Annotated in this window: 11 protein-coding genes; 6 read left to right on the top strand and 5 right to left on the bottom strand. The window is 70.6% G+C overall.

All coding sequences use genetic code 11. The features are described from left to right. Window positions 1-21 precede the first annotated feature (21 nt). Window positions 22-2,949 (bottom strand): alpha-glucuronidase family glycosyl hydrolase, encoded by a 2,928-nt coding sequence (locus VT50_RS03310; protein ID WP_053048804.1) that lies wholly within the window; start codon window positions 2,947-2,949, stop codon window positions 22-24. Between the two features lie 397 nt (window positions 2,950-3,346). Here VT50_RS03310 and VT50_RS03305 point away from each other — a divergent pair, with 397 nt between their 5' ends. Next, window positions 3,347-3,697 carry a hypothetical protein gene (locus tag VT50_RS03305; RefSeq protein ID WP_143645176.1) on the top strand — a complete coding sequence of 117 codons (351 nt, stop codon included), beginning with the start codon at window positions 3,347-3,349 and terminating at the stop codon, window positions 3,695-3,697. Between the two features lie 93 nt (window positions 3,698-3,790). Here VT50_RS03305 and VT50_RS03300 read toward each other — a convergent pair whose 3' ends face one another. Next, window positions 3,791-4,720, bottom strand: coding sequence for an NADP-dependent oxidoreductase (locus VT50_RS03300; protein ID WP_046089831.1), 930 nt, complete (start codon window positions 4,718-4,720; stop codon window positions 3,791-3,793). Window positions 4,721-4,804: 84 nt separating this feature from the next. Here VT50_RS03300 and VT50_RS03295 point away from each other — a divergent pair, with 84 nt between their 5' ends. Further along, window positions 4,805-5,380 carry a TetR/AcrR family transcriptional regulator gene (locus VT50_RS03295; RefSeq protein ID WP_046089830.1) on the top strand — a complete coding sequence of 192 codons (576 nt, stop codon included), beginning with the start codon at window positions 4,805-4,807 and terminating at the stop codon, window positions 5,378-5,380. 74 nt (window positions 5,381-5,454) lie between these two features. Here VT50_RS03295 and VT50_RS03290 read toward each other — a convergent pair whose 3' ends face one another. Next, window positions 5,455-6,075, bottom strand: coding sequence for a hypothetical protein (locus tag VT50_RS03290; RefSeq protein ID WP_046089829.1), 621 nt, complete (start codon window positions 6,073-6,075; stop codon window positions 5,455-5,457). 197 nt (window positions 6,076-6,272) lie between these two features. Between VT50_RS03290 and VT50_RS03285 the strand changes: the two genes are divergently transcribed. Then, window positions 6,273-7,346 carry a Gfo/Idh/MocA family protein gene (locus VT50_RS03285; RefSeq protein WP_046089828.1) on the top strand — a complete coding sequence of 358 codons (1,074 nt, stop codon included), beginning with the start codon at window positions 6,273-6,275 and terminating at the stop codon, window positions 7,344-7,346. A gap of 44 nt (window positions 7,347-7,390) precedes the next feature. Here the strand turns inward: VT50_RS03285 and VT50_RS03280 are convergent, their stop codons facing one another. Together VT50_RS03280 and VT50_RS03275 are read right to left on the bottom strand one after the other, a co-directional pair. After that, window positions 7,391-8,893 (bottom strand): sodium:solute symporter family protein, encoded by a 1,503-nt coding sequence (locus tag VT50_RS03280; RefSeq protein WP_046089827.1) that lies wholly within the window; start codon window positions 8,891-8,893, stop codon window positions 7,391-7,393. Then, window positions 8,890-9,090: a DUF3311 domain-containing protein gene (locus tag VT50_RS03275; protein ID WP_046089886.1), complete on the bottom strand. Its 201-nt coding sequence runs from the start codon at window positions 9,088-9,090 to the stop codon at window positions 8,890-8,892. The genes VT50_RS03280 and VT50_RS03275 overlap by 4 nt, the downstream gene beginning before the upstream one ends. 411 nt (window positions 9,091-9,501) lie before the next feature. Between VT50_RS03275 and VT50_RS03270 the strand changes: the two genes are divergently transcribed. From VT50_RS03270 to gcl, 3 genes are read left to right on the top strand one after another with little or no spacing between them, the layout of a single operon-like run. Then, window positions 9,502-10,338, top strand: a complete 837-nt coding sequence (locus VT50_RS03270; protein ID WP_046089826.1) for a hydroxypyruvate isomerase family protein — start codon at window positions 9,502-9,504, stop codon at window positions 10,336-10,338. Between the two features lie 27 nt (window positions 10,339-10,365). Next, window positions 10,366-11,262, top strand: a complete 897-nt coding sequence (locus tag VT50_RS03265) for a 2-hydroxy-3-oxopropionate reductase (RefSeq protein WP_046089825.1) — start codon at window positions 10,366-10,368, stop codon at window positions 11,260-11,262. Between the two features lie 40 nt (window positions 11,263-11,302). Beyond that, a complete protein-coding gene (gene gcl, locus VT50_RS03260; protein WP_046089824.1) occupies window positions 11,303-13,045 on the top strand; it encodes a glyoxylate carboligase in 1,743 nt (580 codons plus the stop codon). Window positions 13,046-13,049: the final 4 nt, after the last annotated feature.

Raw genomic sequence — 13,049 nt, 5'->3', positions numbered from 1 at the left:
GGCCCCGGTGAGCGAGCGCGGCTAGCCCCGCTCCTGGCCGTCCGCCACTACCACGCAGGCGCTGAGATGCCAGGTCTCGTCCTCCTGCGAGGACAGCTCCAGATCCACCACGTGTCCCGATGAGCCGCCGTCCAACGGGACCCGGAGCCAGGTGAACTCCCGGCCGTCGAGCTGTTCGCTCCGGGCCTTCTCGACCCCGTCCACACCGACGGTCAGCGACCTGTTGAGGGTGTTGGGGTCACCGGTGAGCAGATGCGCGGTGCAGCGTCCGGCGGGCAGCCTCAGGCGCAGCACGGCCGGGGCACTGTCGCGCACGTAGTCCCGGCGGACGACATCGAACAGCCCGGTGTCCGTGGCGTCGGGCGTATTGCCGACCCAGCCGAACCCGGCGCCCTCATGCCAGCCGTCGGCCGGTGACAGACGGGTGTAGTCCTTCAGCACCGGCGCCGAGTCGGGCCCGGCGTCCAGCGCGTGGACGCACCGCGCGGCCGGGGGGACCACCACCGCCCTGGCCAGGCTGCGCAACGAGGAGTCCAGCACCTCCACCGCGCCCGACCTCGGGCGCGCGTGCAGGGTGGCGAGCCCGGGGGCCGCCGGCGGCACCACCGCCATCCGCACGGTCGCGTCCTCCCGCGAGGCCACATAGGCGGTCGCCTCCTCGGACCGCCAGCCCTCGGGGACATCCAGCGTGGTCACCGTGCGCAGCCCGGTGCCCGTCGCATTGACCACCTGCACCGGAAGCTCATTGCGCTCCCCGCCCAGCAGCGCCGTGTCGGCCGGGGCGACGATCGCCTGGAGCCAGCCGCGGCGCTCGTCGCGGATCCGGCTCAGCTCGAACCAGTAGGCGACCAGGGTGTCCCGCCACGTGGCGGCCTCGGTGAGCTGCTCCCCGAACCGGCGGTGCACCTCGGTGAACCGCCGGTGGTCGACCCGGCGGCGCAGCCCCTCCCAGGCCGTGCGCATCTCCGCCACCCGCGCGGCGCCGGAGAAGTGGGTGTCGTAGATGTGCTGGATCACGGTCCCGCCGCTGTCCAGCCGGTGGGTGTACGGGACATGGTGAAGGAAGAGCAGCAGTTCCTCGGGGCAGTGCGCCAGCGACTCGTAGGCGTCCCGCGTCGGCTGCGCGTACAGCTCGGTGTAGCCGTCGCCGGTGGCGGCGGTGCGGTCGTAGCCGATGCCCGCGCGGTCCGATTTGTGGAACTGGGTGGTCGTCGTCGGGCTGGGGTCGAAGTGTCCGGTCACCGAGCCGTCAGGTGGATGGGTGATGTACCCGGTGCCCAGCGGCGAGGTGTAGTCCTCGTAGGTGCGCCAGGAGTCCATGAGCAGGGCCGAGACGGTCTCGACGACCCGCGGATCGTTGCCGAAGGTCATCCGGGTCCACTCGGCGGCCAGGTCCCGCGCGGAGAGGTCCGGGTTCCAGGAGAGCCGCCCGTAGCCGTGGGTGTTGGCGGCGGCCAGGTGGGAGCCGGTCCAGTTCCTGGCATCGCCGAAGTTCATCACACCGGCGAACCCGAAGTGGGCGTAAGGGTGCACCCGGCCGGTCACCACACGGGCCACGGTGCTGCCCTCGCCCGCCTTGAGCGTGTCGAAGTCCAGGACCTCCTTCCACTGCGGAACCAGATAGCACAGATGGGTGGCGTGCCCGGTGTACTCCTGCGTCACCTGGAGTTCGATCATGGAGTTGGTACCCGGTAGCGAGCCGAAGAGGGGGTGGGCGGGCTCGCGGACCTGGAAGTCGATCGGCCCGTTCTTGATCTGCACGATGGCGTTGTCCGCGAACTCCCCGTCCAGCGGTGTGAAGTCGAGGTACGCCTGCCGGTCCCATTTCTCGTCGGTGTCGTGTACGAACGCCCGCCACATCACGACCCCGCCGTACGGTCTCAGCGCGCCCGCCAGCAGGTTGGCCCCGTCGGCGTGGGTGCGCCCGTAGTCCAACGGCCCAGGGCGGCCCTCGGAGTTGGCCTTCACCAGGAAGCCGCCGAAGTCCTCGATCCTGCCGTAGATCTCCTCGGCCTTCTCCGTCCACCAATGGCGCACCCCCGGGTCGAAGGGGTCGGCGGTGTCCAGCCCGCCCAGGTCGATGGGTGCGGCGAAGTTCGCCGTGACGTACAGCGCCACGCCGTAACGGCGCAGCACACCGGCCAGTGCGGCCAGCTTGGTCAGGAACGGCTCGGCGAGGTAGTCCGCGGGCGTGTTGACATTGTTGATCACGGCGCCGTTGATGCCGAGCGAGGCCAGGACACGTGCGTAGTCGGTGTACCGGTCGTCCAGCCGCGGCAGCTCCTCCCAGTCGAAGAAGGACCGGCCCGCGTAGCCGCGCTCGATCGAACCGTCGTCGTTGTCCCAGTGGTTGGCCATGCGCAGCGGGGCGGCCGGGCGCTCCGTGAGGTCGACGTGGTCCAGCGGCCGCCGTGTCTGCACCAGGCGCAGCAGATGGAACGCACCGTAGAGCACACCACGGTCCGCGTGGGCCGCCACCACGGTGAAGTCCCCGCCGCGCCGGGTGACCCGGCGGATGACATAGCCCTCGTCGCCCAGCTCGGCCAGGTCGGCCGCGGGGACGAGCTCCCGGATCAGCGCGGAACTCGCCGGGGTGCCCACCACGAGTGCCGCGTGTGCGGGGGCGCTGGCGCGTGGCCGCACCCGTGTGCCGAGCAGCCCGGTGAGCCCGCGGACCAGCTCGTCCACCGCCGACCGCTGGAGCGGGCCGCCGCCCTGCCAGACCAGGGCCGCCAAGGCGGCGCGATAGCGCTTGAGTTGAGCGGAGTCCTCCACCTGCCGGTACCGCAGCCACAGCTCGTAACCGTCCTCGGCGGGCAGCGCACCCGCCGGTGCTTCGGCGCCGGGTTTCGGCAGCGCCGACGCCGGAGCGGAGAGAGCGAGCGAACCGGACGCGCTTCCCAGGGCGGCCGCGGACAGAACGCTGCGGCGCCGTATTCCTGAGCTCATGAGTCCCACTTCCGCTGAAGAACGAACAGTGCACATCCAGGCCAGGAGCAAGCCCCGCAACCGTCACACGCGTGCGGACAGGTGTCAACACAATGAACCACAAGGGAACATGGCTCGACACGTATGCGCCGCTGTCCTCCATGTCAACGATCAAAATCCAACATCCACATCCGCGGTGGATTCAGGCGGCGGGCGGGTACGTCCGGGAAGGCACGGCGCGGGCGGCGACCGCACACCCAGCCGCCCGGCCAGTGGGAGCGCGAAGTCCTCCACCGAAGGTGCTGGCGAGTGGGATTGTTCACGGGTTCCGACACCACCCGTCCATGGCCTAGGGTGCGACGCTGCACCCTGCCGCGATTGACTTTCCGACTCACCATCACGGGGATCCCTCATGCGTTTGGCAACCACACTCCTGATCAGCGCCCTGCTCGCGGTGGCGCCCGCCACCGCCCAGGCCGCGTCGGCGCGTGACTCCGTCTCATACGCCGCGCTGTCGTCGAAGCGAGGCAGTGGCAGCAGCGGCGGTGGTGGCGTCAGCAAGGGCGGCGGGGGCGTCAGCAAGAGCGGTGGTTATAAGAAGTCGAAGGGCGGCGGCTACACCTCCAAGCGCAACGACGGCGGCTCGTCCAGCGGAAAGAAGAACATGCCCCTGTGGCAGGCTCTCTTGTTCCTGCTGCTCCTGGGGTGCCTCATCGGCTGGGTCATCGTCAGGCTGGTGCGCAAGTTCCGGAAGCTGGTCAGCCACTGACGGTGGTTCGGCGGGGCCGTGGCGCGGCCGGGGCGCCACCGCCCGGCTCCGCCGACCGCCCGCGGGGGCGCCCCGCACCCGGCCAGCCCGTGGTCACAGCGTGACCACGATCTTGCCGTGGACGTGGCGTCCGGCTTGCAGCGCCACGGCGTCGCGGATCCGCTCGATCGGGAACGCCGCGGCGATCGGCACGGTGATCTCCTCGGCGAGGATCGCGTCGGTGATCCGCTCCAGGGCGTCAGGTCCCGCGTCGATGCCGCCGGTCCCGCGCACGCCGCCGGGAGGGTTGGGTCCCGCGGCGATCGTGGAGATCCGCTCGGGCGGTACGCCGAGCGCGAGCGCGGTCTCGGCCGTCTCGGTGCCGAACAGGTCGGTCGCCGCGGTCACGCCACCGGGAGCCAGTGTCCGTACCCGGTCCGCGAGCCCCGGGCCGTAGGTCACCGGCTCGGCGCCCCACTGTCGCAGGAAGTCGAACGTGGCCTCCGAGGCGGTCCCGATCACCCTGGCACCGGCGAGCTTCGCGAGCTGTACCGCGAACACGCCCACGCCACCGGCGGCGCCGCCGATCAGGACGGTGTCGCCGGACCGCAGGCCGACCGCCGCCAGCGCGGCGGCTGCGGTCAGACCGGCCACCGGCAGTGTGCTCGCCACCTCGTCGCTGATGCCCTCCGGCGTGTGGAACAGCGCCTCGGACGCCCGGGCGGGCGTCCTGACCACCACGAAATCGGCGACGGCCCTGCCCAGCACGCCTCCGTAGACGCGATCGCCCACGGCAAAGCCCGTGGCGCCTTCGCCGACCTCGTCCACAACTCCGGCGAGGTCGTATCCGAAGCCGGACGGCAGGGTGACGCCGAACCGCTCCGCCGCCTCTGGCTGTGAGGCAAGGATCCAGTCCATGGGGTTCAGACCGGCGGCCGTTACCCGGACGCGGACCTCGCCCGGACCGGCGTGCGGCTCCGGGACCTCTCGCAGCTCCAGCACCTCGGGGCCTCCGAACGTCTCATAGATGACGGCTCGGCTCATGGGAAACCTCCAGCACGCAGGGTGATAAGACTTGGTCCCATCACCGTACACCAGTGACGGGACCAAGTGCCGTATCCTGTTCCCATGGCCCGCTGGCAACCCAACGCATCAGAGCGACTTGTCGCCGCCGCCCTCGATCTGTTCGCGGAACGGGGCTACGAGAACACGACGGTGATCGACATCGCGGAGCGCGCCGGACTGACGAAGAGCACCTTCTTCCGCCACTTCCAGGACAAGCGCGAAGTGCTCTTCGGCGGGGGCGCGATGGCCGAACTCCTCGCCAAGGCGATCGCCGCGGCGCCGGTCTCGGCCACCCCGCTCGAAGCGGTGGCCCATGCCCTGGATGAGGTCGGGAGCGAGGCCTTCACGGCCGCTCGCCGCGAATTCACCGCCCGGCGGCGGGCGGTGATCGCCGCCAACCCGGAGCTGCGGGAGCGCGAGGCGCTGAAGGGACTCGGCCTCACCGCTTCGATGGCCGAAGCGCTGGGGCGCCGCGGCGTTCCCGACCTGACCTCGCGGGTGGCCGCGGAGCTGGGCGCGCTCACCCTGAAGATCGCCTATGAGCGCTGGTCCGATACGGCCAACACCGAGGAATTCGGTGAAGTCGCCCGGCGCACACTTGGCGAAGTGCAAGCAGCCGGTGCCTCGTCCCTTCGCTGATGTCGGCGAGCCGCTGACGTTGGCGAGCCGCTGATGTCGGCGAGTCGCTGATGTCGGCGGTGGCAGGCGATCCGTCAGCCGCGGCGGGCGTTCCCGCCGTGGTAGCCGAGTTCCAGGTAGCGGGTGCGGGTGCTCCAGGAGCCGAGGTCGGGCGCGTTGGCCAGGACATCGTGCCAGGGATCGGCGCCGGGAGTCGCCCTGCCCGACAGGCCATCCTCGTGGTGCGCGGGCGGCCGCTCCCCGGGGCGCCCGGCCCAGAGCCGCACTCCCGACCGCGCCTCGGACTCACGGACCGGCTCCCACAGACCCACCGAGAACATGCCGGCGAGCTGGTGCATGGCGACGAAGCTGGCCACACCGGCCTCGGGATCCGTGCGGTCCGGGCGCTCGGTGAGGGCGTGCCACAGTAAGTGCATGTTCGGCAGCCGCACGTCGGGCTGGAAGCGGTACACAAGCCGCTCCAGCCTGATCGAGCCGATGCGCGGCAGCCGCACCCGGGTGAACGGGACGATCTCGCGCTTGCCGCCGGTCCAGGTCAGCCTCTCGTTGCGGCCCATATAGCCGGGCTCGCCGTAGAGGGTGACGTAGAGGTGTTCCCTGCGGTCAGGCCGCCGGTTGTGCAGCAGTCCCGCGCCGGTGACGACGCCGCCCACGGAAGCCAGGCCCGCCAGGAGGATTCTGGTCTTGCGCTTCATCGGGACGCGACACCTCGCTTCTGACGGGACGGACGCCTCCATCATGCGCCACGACGGGCGGTGCTGATCCCCAACGGCTGATGATGGATTTTTGATGTATCACCAAGCATTGAATGACGGGTTGGGGTTCTCAACACTGGCAGCTCCCGACGGGCCACGCCAGGAGGGCCCGTACGACGTGACGAGGTACCTAGGGGATGACGAAGGAACCGCTGCGGATCGGCGTTCTGGGCGCCGCCCGGATCGCCGGACTCTCGATGGTGGGGCCCGCTCGTGCGGGTGGTCACCGCCTCGTCGCGGTGGCCGCCCGCGACCGGCGGCGCGCCGAGGACTTCGCGGCCGCGCACGGCGTGGAGCGGGTGGCGGGCTCCTACGCCGAGCTCATCGCCGACCCCGAGATCGACGTTGTCTACAACCCATTGGCCAACGGCCTGCACGGGCCGTGGAATCTGGCCGCCCTCCAGGCCGCCAAGCACGTCCTCACCGAGAAGCCGTCCGCGAGCGACGCCGAGGAGGCGGCCGAGGTCCGCGATGCCGCGGCCACGGCGGGCACCGCCTTCATGGAGGGCTTCCACTATCTGTTCCACCCGGTCACCCGGCGCCTGCACGAGCTGCTGGCCAGCGGGGAACTGGGCGACCTCCGGCACGTGGAGGCCATGGTGGCCATGCCCGCTCCGCCGGACGGCGACATCCGCTGGTCGCTGCCGCTGGCCGGCGGAGCGCTGATGGACCTCGGGTGTTACGGCCTGCACGCGCTGCGCATGCTCGCTCCCTGGGCCGGTGGCCCGCCCCGGCTGGTCACCGCGCGGGGCGGAGAGCGAGCGGGGGCCGACGGTGTCGACGAGTGGCTGCACGCCGACCTGGAGTTCCCGGGTGGGGCCACCGGCACGGCCAACTGCCATATGGCGTACGACACGTGGCAGATGAGCTGCCGGGTCGTGGGCACACGCGGCGAGGCCACCGCGATGAACTTCGTACAGCCGCACCTGGACGACCGGGTGGTGGTGCGCGCAGCCGCCGGTGAGCGCACGGAGGAACTCGGGCGCAGGTCGTCGTACACCTTCCAACTCGAAGCCTTCGCGGCTCATGTGCGGGACGGCGCACCACTGGCCCTCGACGCGGAGGACGCCCTGACCACCATGCGGCTCATCGAGGAGTGCTACCAGACGGCCGGGTTCCCGCCCCGCCCGCGCACGGTGCCTCCGCTGGCGGTCCATGGGCGACGTCGATCCCGAGCTCGCGCGACGGGTCCGCGAGCGGCGGTTCCGTGAGCTCGAAGACGAGGCGACCACCGCCATCGGTTCGGGCGGTCTCCTCAGCCGGTACCGGCCGTGGCCTCGGATTCGGGTCGTAGGGGAGTGGTGGTGCCGGGGGCGGGGCCCATGCCGCGGGTGACGGCGGAGACGGCCACCATGACCACCGTGTTGAGGACGAGGGCGATGACGCCGACGTTGAGGTCCTTCACCGGTTGGGGGAGTCCCGGCAGCAGGCTGCCCACGGTGGCGTCGGAGAGGGTGACGACGGCGACCGTGGTCACCCCGACGACGATGCCCGCGGCAGCTCCCTGTTTGGTGACGAACTGCCGTGGCGCGAGGCTCGCCAGCAGGGCGGGGAAGAGCTGGGTGACCAGTGCGTAGCCCATGAGCAGCAGCGAGACGATCGAACTGCCGCCGTTGAAGGTGAAGTAGAGGGAGATCAGGGCGAGGGCGGGGACGAGCAGCTGGGCGAGCCGGCCGATGTGTTCCTCGCTGGTGTGGGGCCGGGCGAGGCGGTAGACGTTCTTCGCCAGACAGGTCGCGGAGGTCATCAGCAGCAGGGAGCCGGGGACCAGCGCGGTGAGCAGCCCGGCGCCACCGACGATGCCGACGAACCAGGACGGGAAGGTGGCGGTGGTGATGCGGAGCAGGGACAGGTCCGCGTCGGCGCCCTTGAGGCCGGGCACCACCATGATGGCGGTGAAGCCGACGAAGAAGACGAAGAGCAGGATGAGCTGGTAGAGCGGCATGAAGATGGCGTTGCGGCGGAAGACGCGTTCGTTCTGGGCGCTGTAGGCGGCGCTGAAGTTGTGCGGCCACAGGTAGAAGCCGACCGCCGAGAGCAGCACGGTGGAGGAGAACCACGAGGCGCTCATGCCGCTGGAGGGCAGGGTGAGGAGCTGGGGGTGCGCCTTGTCCACCGCGTGGAACATCTCCCCGATGCCGCCGTAGTAGTGCATCGGCAGATAGATGCCCAGGACGAGGACGACCGCGAGGATGATGGCGTCCTTCAGCACCGAGGTCCAGGCGGAGCCGTGGATGCCCGAGATCGTGACGTAGAGGGTCAGCGCCACCGTGCCGACCACGATGGCCCAGTTGGAGGAGATGCGGCCGTCGGAGGAGATGGACACGATGATCCCCAGCCCTTTGAGCTGCAGGACGAGATAGGGCACCATCGCGACGACCCCGACGAGGGCCACCAGCCCGCCGAGCAGCGGGCTGTTGAACTTGGCGACGAAGAAGTCGGACTGCGAGATCAGCCGGTGCCGCTTGGCGTAGCGCCACACGGCCGGGAGCAGCCAGTACGACAGGACGTACGCCAGTGAGCCGTAACAGAGGATGTAGTACGCGGGCGCGCCCTTGCCGTAGGCCCAGCCCGAGGCGCCGAGGAAGGTGAAGGTCGTGTAGATCTCGCCGGCCAGCAGCAGGAAGACGAAGACCGTCCCGAAGCCACGGCCGCCCACCGACCACTGCTCGAGATCCATGTCCCTGCCGCGGCGGGCGCGCAGTCCCAGGCCCAGGGCCGCGAGGAGGAAGGCGAAGATGATGGCGAGGGCGATCACGAGCTCTGCTCCTCACGGTTCGCCGGGTCCAGGCGGTAGATGACGGCCATGATCGCCGAGATCAGCACGACCCACATGACCAGCCAGAAGAGGTTGAACGGCATGCCGAGGACGTAGGGCGTCACCCGGTTCGCGAAGAAGATGCCCCCGAGGATCCCGAGGAACGGGATCGCGCCGAGCAGATGGATGGGTTTCACGTCGAGAACCTCCTGGGCCGGGCCGTAACTCCACTGGTGGGCGAGGCCGTCCGGGGCGGGTGGCACGTCGTCTCGCGGGACGCGGTCGGGACGGGGCCGTGGGGACGCCGCGCATGGCATGGGGGAGGCGGCGCTTCGGCGGGACGCCTACCGCTGGCCAAGGGCGCTGGTCAAGGCCTCGGGACCAGGCGAAACGGGATCGAAACATTTTTCGCCATGCGGAATTCAATTTTCGATCGACAGATGTATAGGTCCTCAAGGGGGCCTGTCAAGGGTGGCCATGCTTCGCCGCGCCGACTGCGCCCGCGCCTGCCCCGCCCGGCCCCGGAGAGTGGTGGGCGAGGGGTTGTTCTTCCGCATTGCAGAAAATAATATCCGTATGGCAGAATTTCGCCTCGGCCGGGAGAACCGATGAAGAACCGACTTCCCCACACGGTCAATCTGTCCATCCTCTTCACCGAACTGCCGCTGCTCGAGCGTCCGGCCGCCGCCAAGGCCGCGGGGTTCGACGCGGTCGAGTTCTGGTGGCCCTACGCGACGGCCGTGCCGACGGACGCCGAGGCCGACGCCTTCGTGCGCGCGGTGCGTACCGCCGGTGTCCGCCTGACCGGGCTGAACTTCTTCGCCGGGGACATGCCCGGCGGCGACCGCGGCCTGGTGTCCTGGCCGGGCAGGGCCGCGGAGTTCCGCGACAACATCGACGCCACCGTGGCGATCGGCCAGCGACTGGGGTGCCGTTCGTTCAACGCGCTGTACGGCAACCGGGTCGACGGCGCCGCCCCGGGGGAGCAGGACGACCTGGCGGTGGAGAACCTGGCGCTGGCGGCCAAGGCCGCCGAGCGCATCGGCGGCACGATCCTGCTGGAGCCGGTCAGCGGCGCCCCGGCGTACCCACTGCTCACCGCGGCGGACGCGATCGCCGTCATCGACCGGGTGGCGGCCGAGTCCGGCAGCCGCAACCTCCGTCTCCTGGCCGACCTCTACCACCTCTCCGTCAACGGGGACGACGTGGCCGGGGCGATCGCCACCCACGCCGACCGCATCGGCCATGTCCAGCTCGCCGACGCACCCGGGCGGGGCGCGCCCGGCACGGGGCGCCTGGACCTCGACGGGCTGCTGTCGCGTCTCCAGGCCGTGGGCTACGACGGCTGGGTGGGCCTGGAGTACAAGCCCGGGGGCCCGAGCGCGGACAGCTTCGACTGGCTCCCGCGCGAGCGGCGCGGCAGCGACCGCCACCCCCGCACCTGACCCGTTGCCGACACGAAGGAACCCACGATGAGCGCCACTTCCCGGAAGATCGCCTTCATCGGCCTGGGCATCATGGGCGGCCCGATGGCCGCCAACCTGGTGAAGGCTGGACACACCGTCACCGGCTACAACCGCAGCCGCGCGGCCGTGGACACCCTCGCCGCGGCCGGTGGCCGGGGCGCCGACAGCATCGCCGAGGCGGTGCGCGAAGCCGAGGTCGTGATCACCATGGTCCCGGCCGACCCGCAGGTGAAGGAGGTCGTCCTCGGTGAGGACGGCGTCCTGGCACACGCCGGGCCCGGCACCTTGCTGATCGACATGAGCAGCATCACCCCGCGGACCTCGCTGGAGGTGGACGCCGCCGCGCGGGACAAGGGGCTGCGCACGCTCGACGCCCCGGTGTCCGGCGGCGAGGCGGGCGCCATCGAGGGGGCGCTGTCCATCATGGTCGGCGGCGACCCGGCCGACTTCGCCGATGCCAGGCCGGTGTTCGAGGCACTGGGCACCACCATCGTGCACGTCGGCCCGCACGGGGCAGGGCAGACCGTGAAGGCCGCCAACCAGCTGATGGTGGCCGTCCATCTGCAGGCCCTGGCCGAGGCCGTGGTCTTCCTGGAGAACGCCGGAGTGGACCTGGAAGCGGCACTCGAGGTCCTGGGCGGAGGGCTGGCCGGGTCCACCGTCCTGGCACGCAAGCGCCGGGCGGTGCTCGACCGCGACTTCCGGCCCGGCTTCCGCATCGACCTGCACCACAAGGACATGGGCATCGTCACCGACGCGGCGCGGGCCGTCGGGGCGCCTCTGCCGGTTGGCGGCCTCGTCGCCCAACTGGTCGCCTCGGCCCGCGCCGGGGGCGACGGCGGGCTCGACCACTCCGCCCTGCTGCGCGGTGTCGAGCGGCTGGCGGGCCGCGCCACCGACTGAACCCACACCTCCCGATGCACTCATCGACAGGAGCATCCTCATGGCCCGAATGACCGCGGCCCAGGCGGCGGTGGAGATCCTCAAGCGTGAGGGAACCACCCATGTCTTCGGCCTGCCCGGGGCGGCGATCAACCCCTTCTACTCGGCGATGCGCACCCACGGCGGCCTGACGCATGTCCTCGCCCGGCATGTCGAGGGGGCCTCCCACATGGCAGAGGGCTACACCCGCGCCAGGGCCGGGAGCATCGGGGTCTGCGTGGGCACCAGCGGCCCCGCGGGCACCGACATGATCACCGGTCTGTACTCGGCCTCGGCGGACTCGATCCCGATCCTGTGCGTCACCGGCCAGGCGCCGGTGGCCAAGCTGCACAAGGAGGACTTCCAGGCCGTCGACATCGCCTCCATCGCCGGGCCGCTGACGAAGATGGCGATGACCGTGCTGGAGCCCGCGCAAGTGCCCGGCGCGTTCCAGCAGGCGTTCCACCTCATGCGTTCGGGGCGGCCCGGCCCGGTGCTGATCGACCTGCCGATCGACGTCCAGATGGCGGAGATCGAGTTCGACGCGGAGACCTACGAGCCGCTTCCCGTCCACCGGCCGGTCGCCACCCGGGCGCAGATCGACAGGGCCATGGCCCTGCTCCAGGCCGCCCAACGGCCACTGATCGTCGCCGGCGGCGGCGTCATCAACGCCGACGCGAGCGAGTCGCTGGTGGAGTTCGCCCAGCTGACCGGGGTGCCGGTGGTGCCCACGCTGATGGGCTGGGGCGCCATCCCCGACGACCACCCGCTCATGGCGGGCATGGTCGGGCTGCAGACCTCCCACCGCTACGGCAATGCCACCCTGCTGGAGTCCGACTTCGTCCTCGGCATCGGCAACCGCTGGGCGAACCGCCACACCGGCGGCCTGGACACCTACACCCGGGGCCGTACCTTCGTCCACGTCGACATCGAACCCACCCAGATCGGCCGGATCTTCGCCCCCGACTACGGCATCGTCTCCGACGCCAAGGCCGCGCTGGGGCTCTTCGTCGAGGCAGCGAGGGAACTGCGGGCCGCCGGAGCCATCGAGGATCGCGGCGGCTGGGCCGACAGCTGCCGGCGGCGCAAGGCCACCCTGCTCCGCAGAACCCACTTCGACCAGGTGCCGGTCAAACCGCAGCGGGTCTACGAGGAGATGAACCAGGCCTTCGGGCGCGACACGCGCTACGTCTCCACCATCGGCCTCTCCCAGATCCAGGCCGCGCAGATGCTCCATGTCTACCGCCCCCGGCACTGGATCAACGCCGGACAGGCCGGACCCCTGGGCTGGACCGTGCCCGCCGCCCTGGGTGTCGCGACCGCCGATCCGGACGCCACCGTCGTCGCCCTCTCCGGCGACTACGACTTCCAGTTCATGCTCGAGGAACTCGCCGTCGGCGCCCAGTTCCAGATCCCCTACCTCCATGTCGTGGTCAACAACGCCTACCTCGGTCTGATCCGCCAGGCGCAGCGCGGCTTCGACATGGACTACTGCGTGCAACTGTCCTTCGACAACGTCAACGCCCCCGAGGTGGGCGGCTACGGCGTCGACCACGTCAAGGTCGCCGAAGGGCTCGGTTGCAAGGCCATCCGGGTCCGGGAGCCCGACCGCATCGCGCCCGCCCTCGAAGAGGCCAAGAAGCTCATGGCCGAGCACCGGGTGCCGGTGGTCGTCGAGGTCATCCTCGAACGCGTCACCAATGTGTCCATGGGAACCGAACTCGACAACATCACGGAGTTCGAGGAACTGGCCACCGGCGCATGAGCGA

The organism is Streptomyces antioxidans (assembly GCF_000968685.2).
Taxonomy (GTDB): Bacteria; Actinomycetota; Actinomycetes; order Streptomycetales; family Streptomycetaceae; genus Streptomyces; species Streptomyces antioxidans.
Note: the sequence above shows the minus strand (reverse complement) of the source record. Positions and strands in the feature narration are given on the sequence as shown.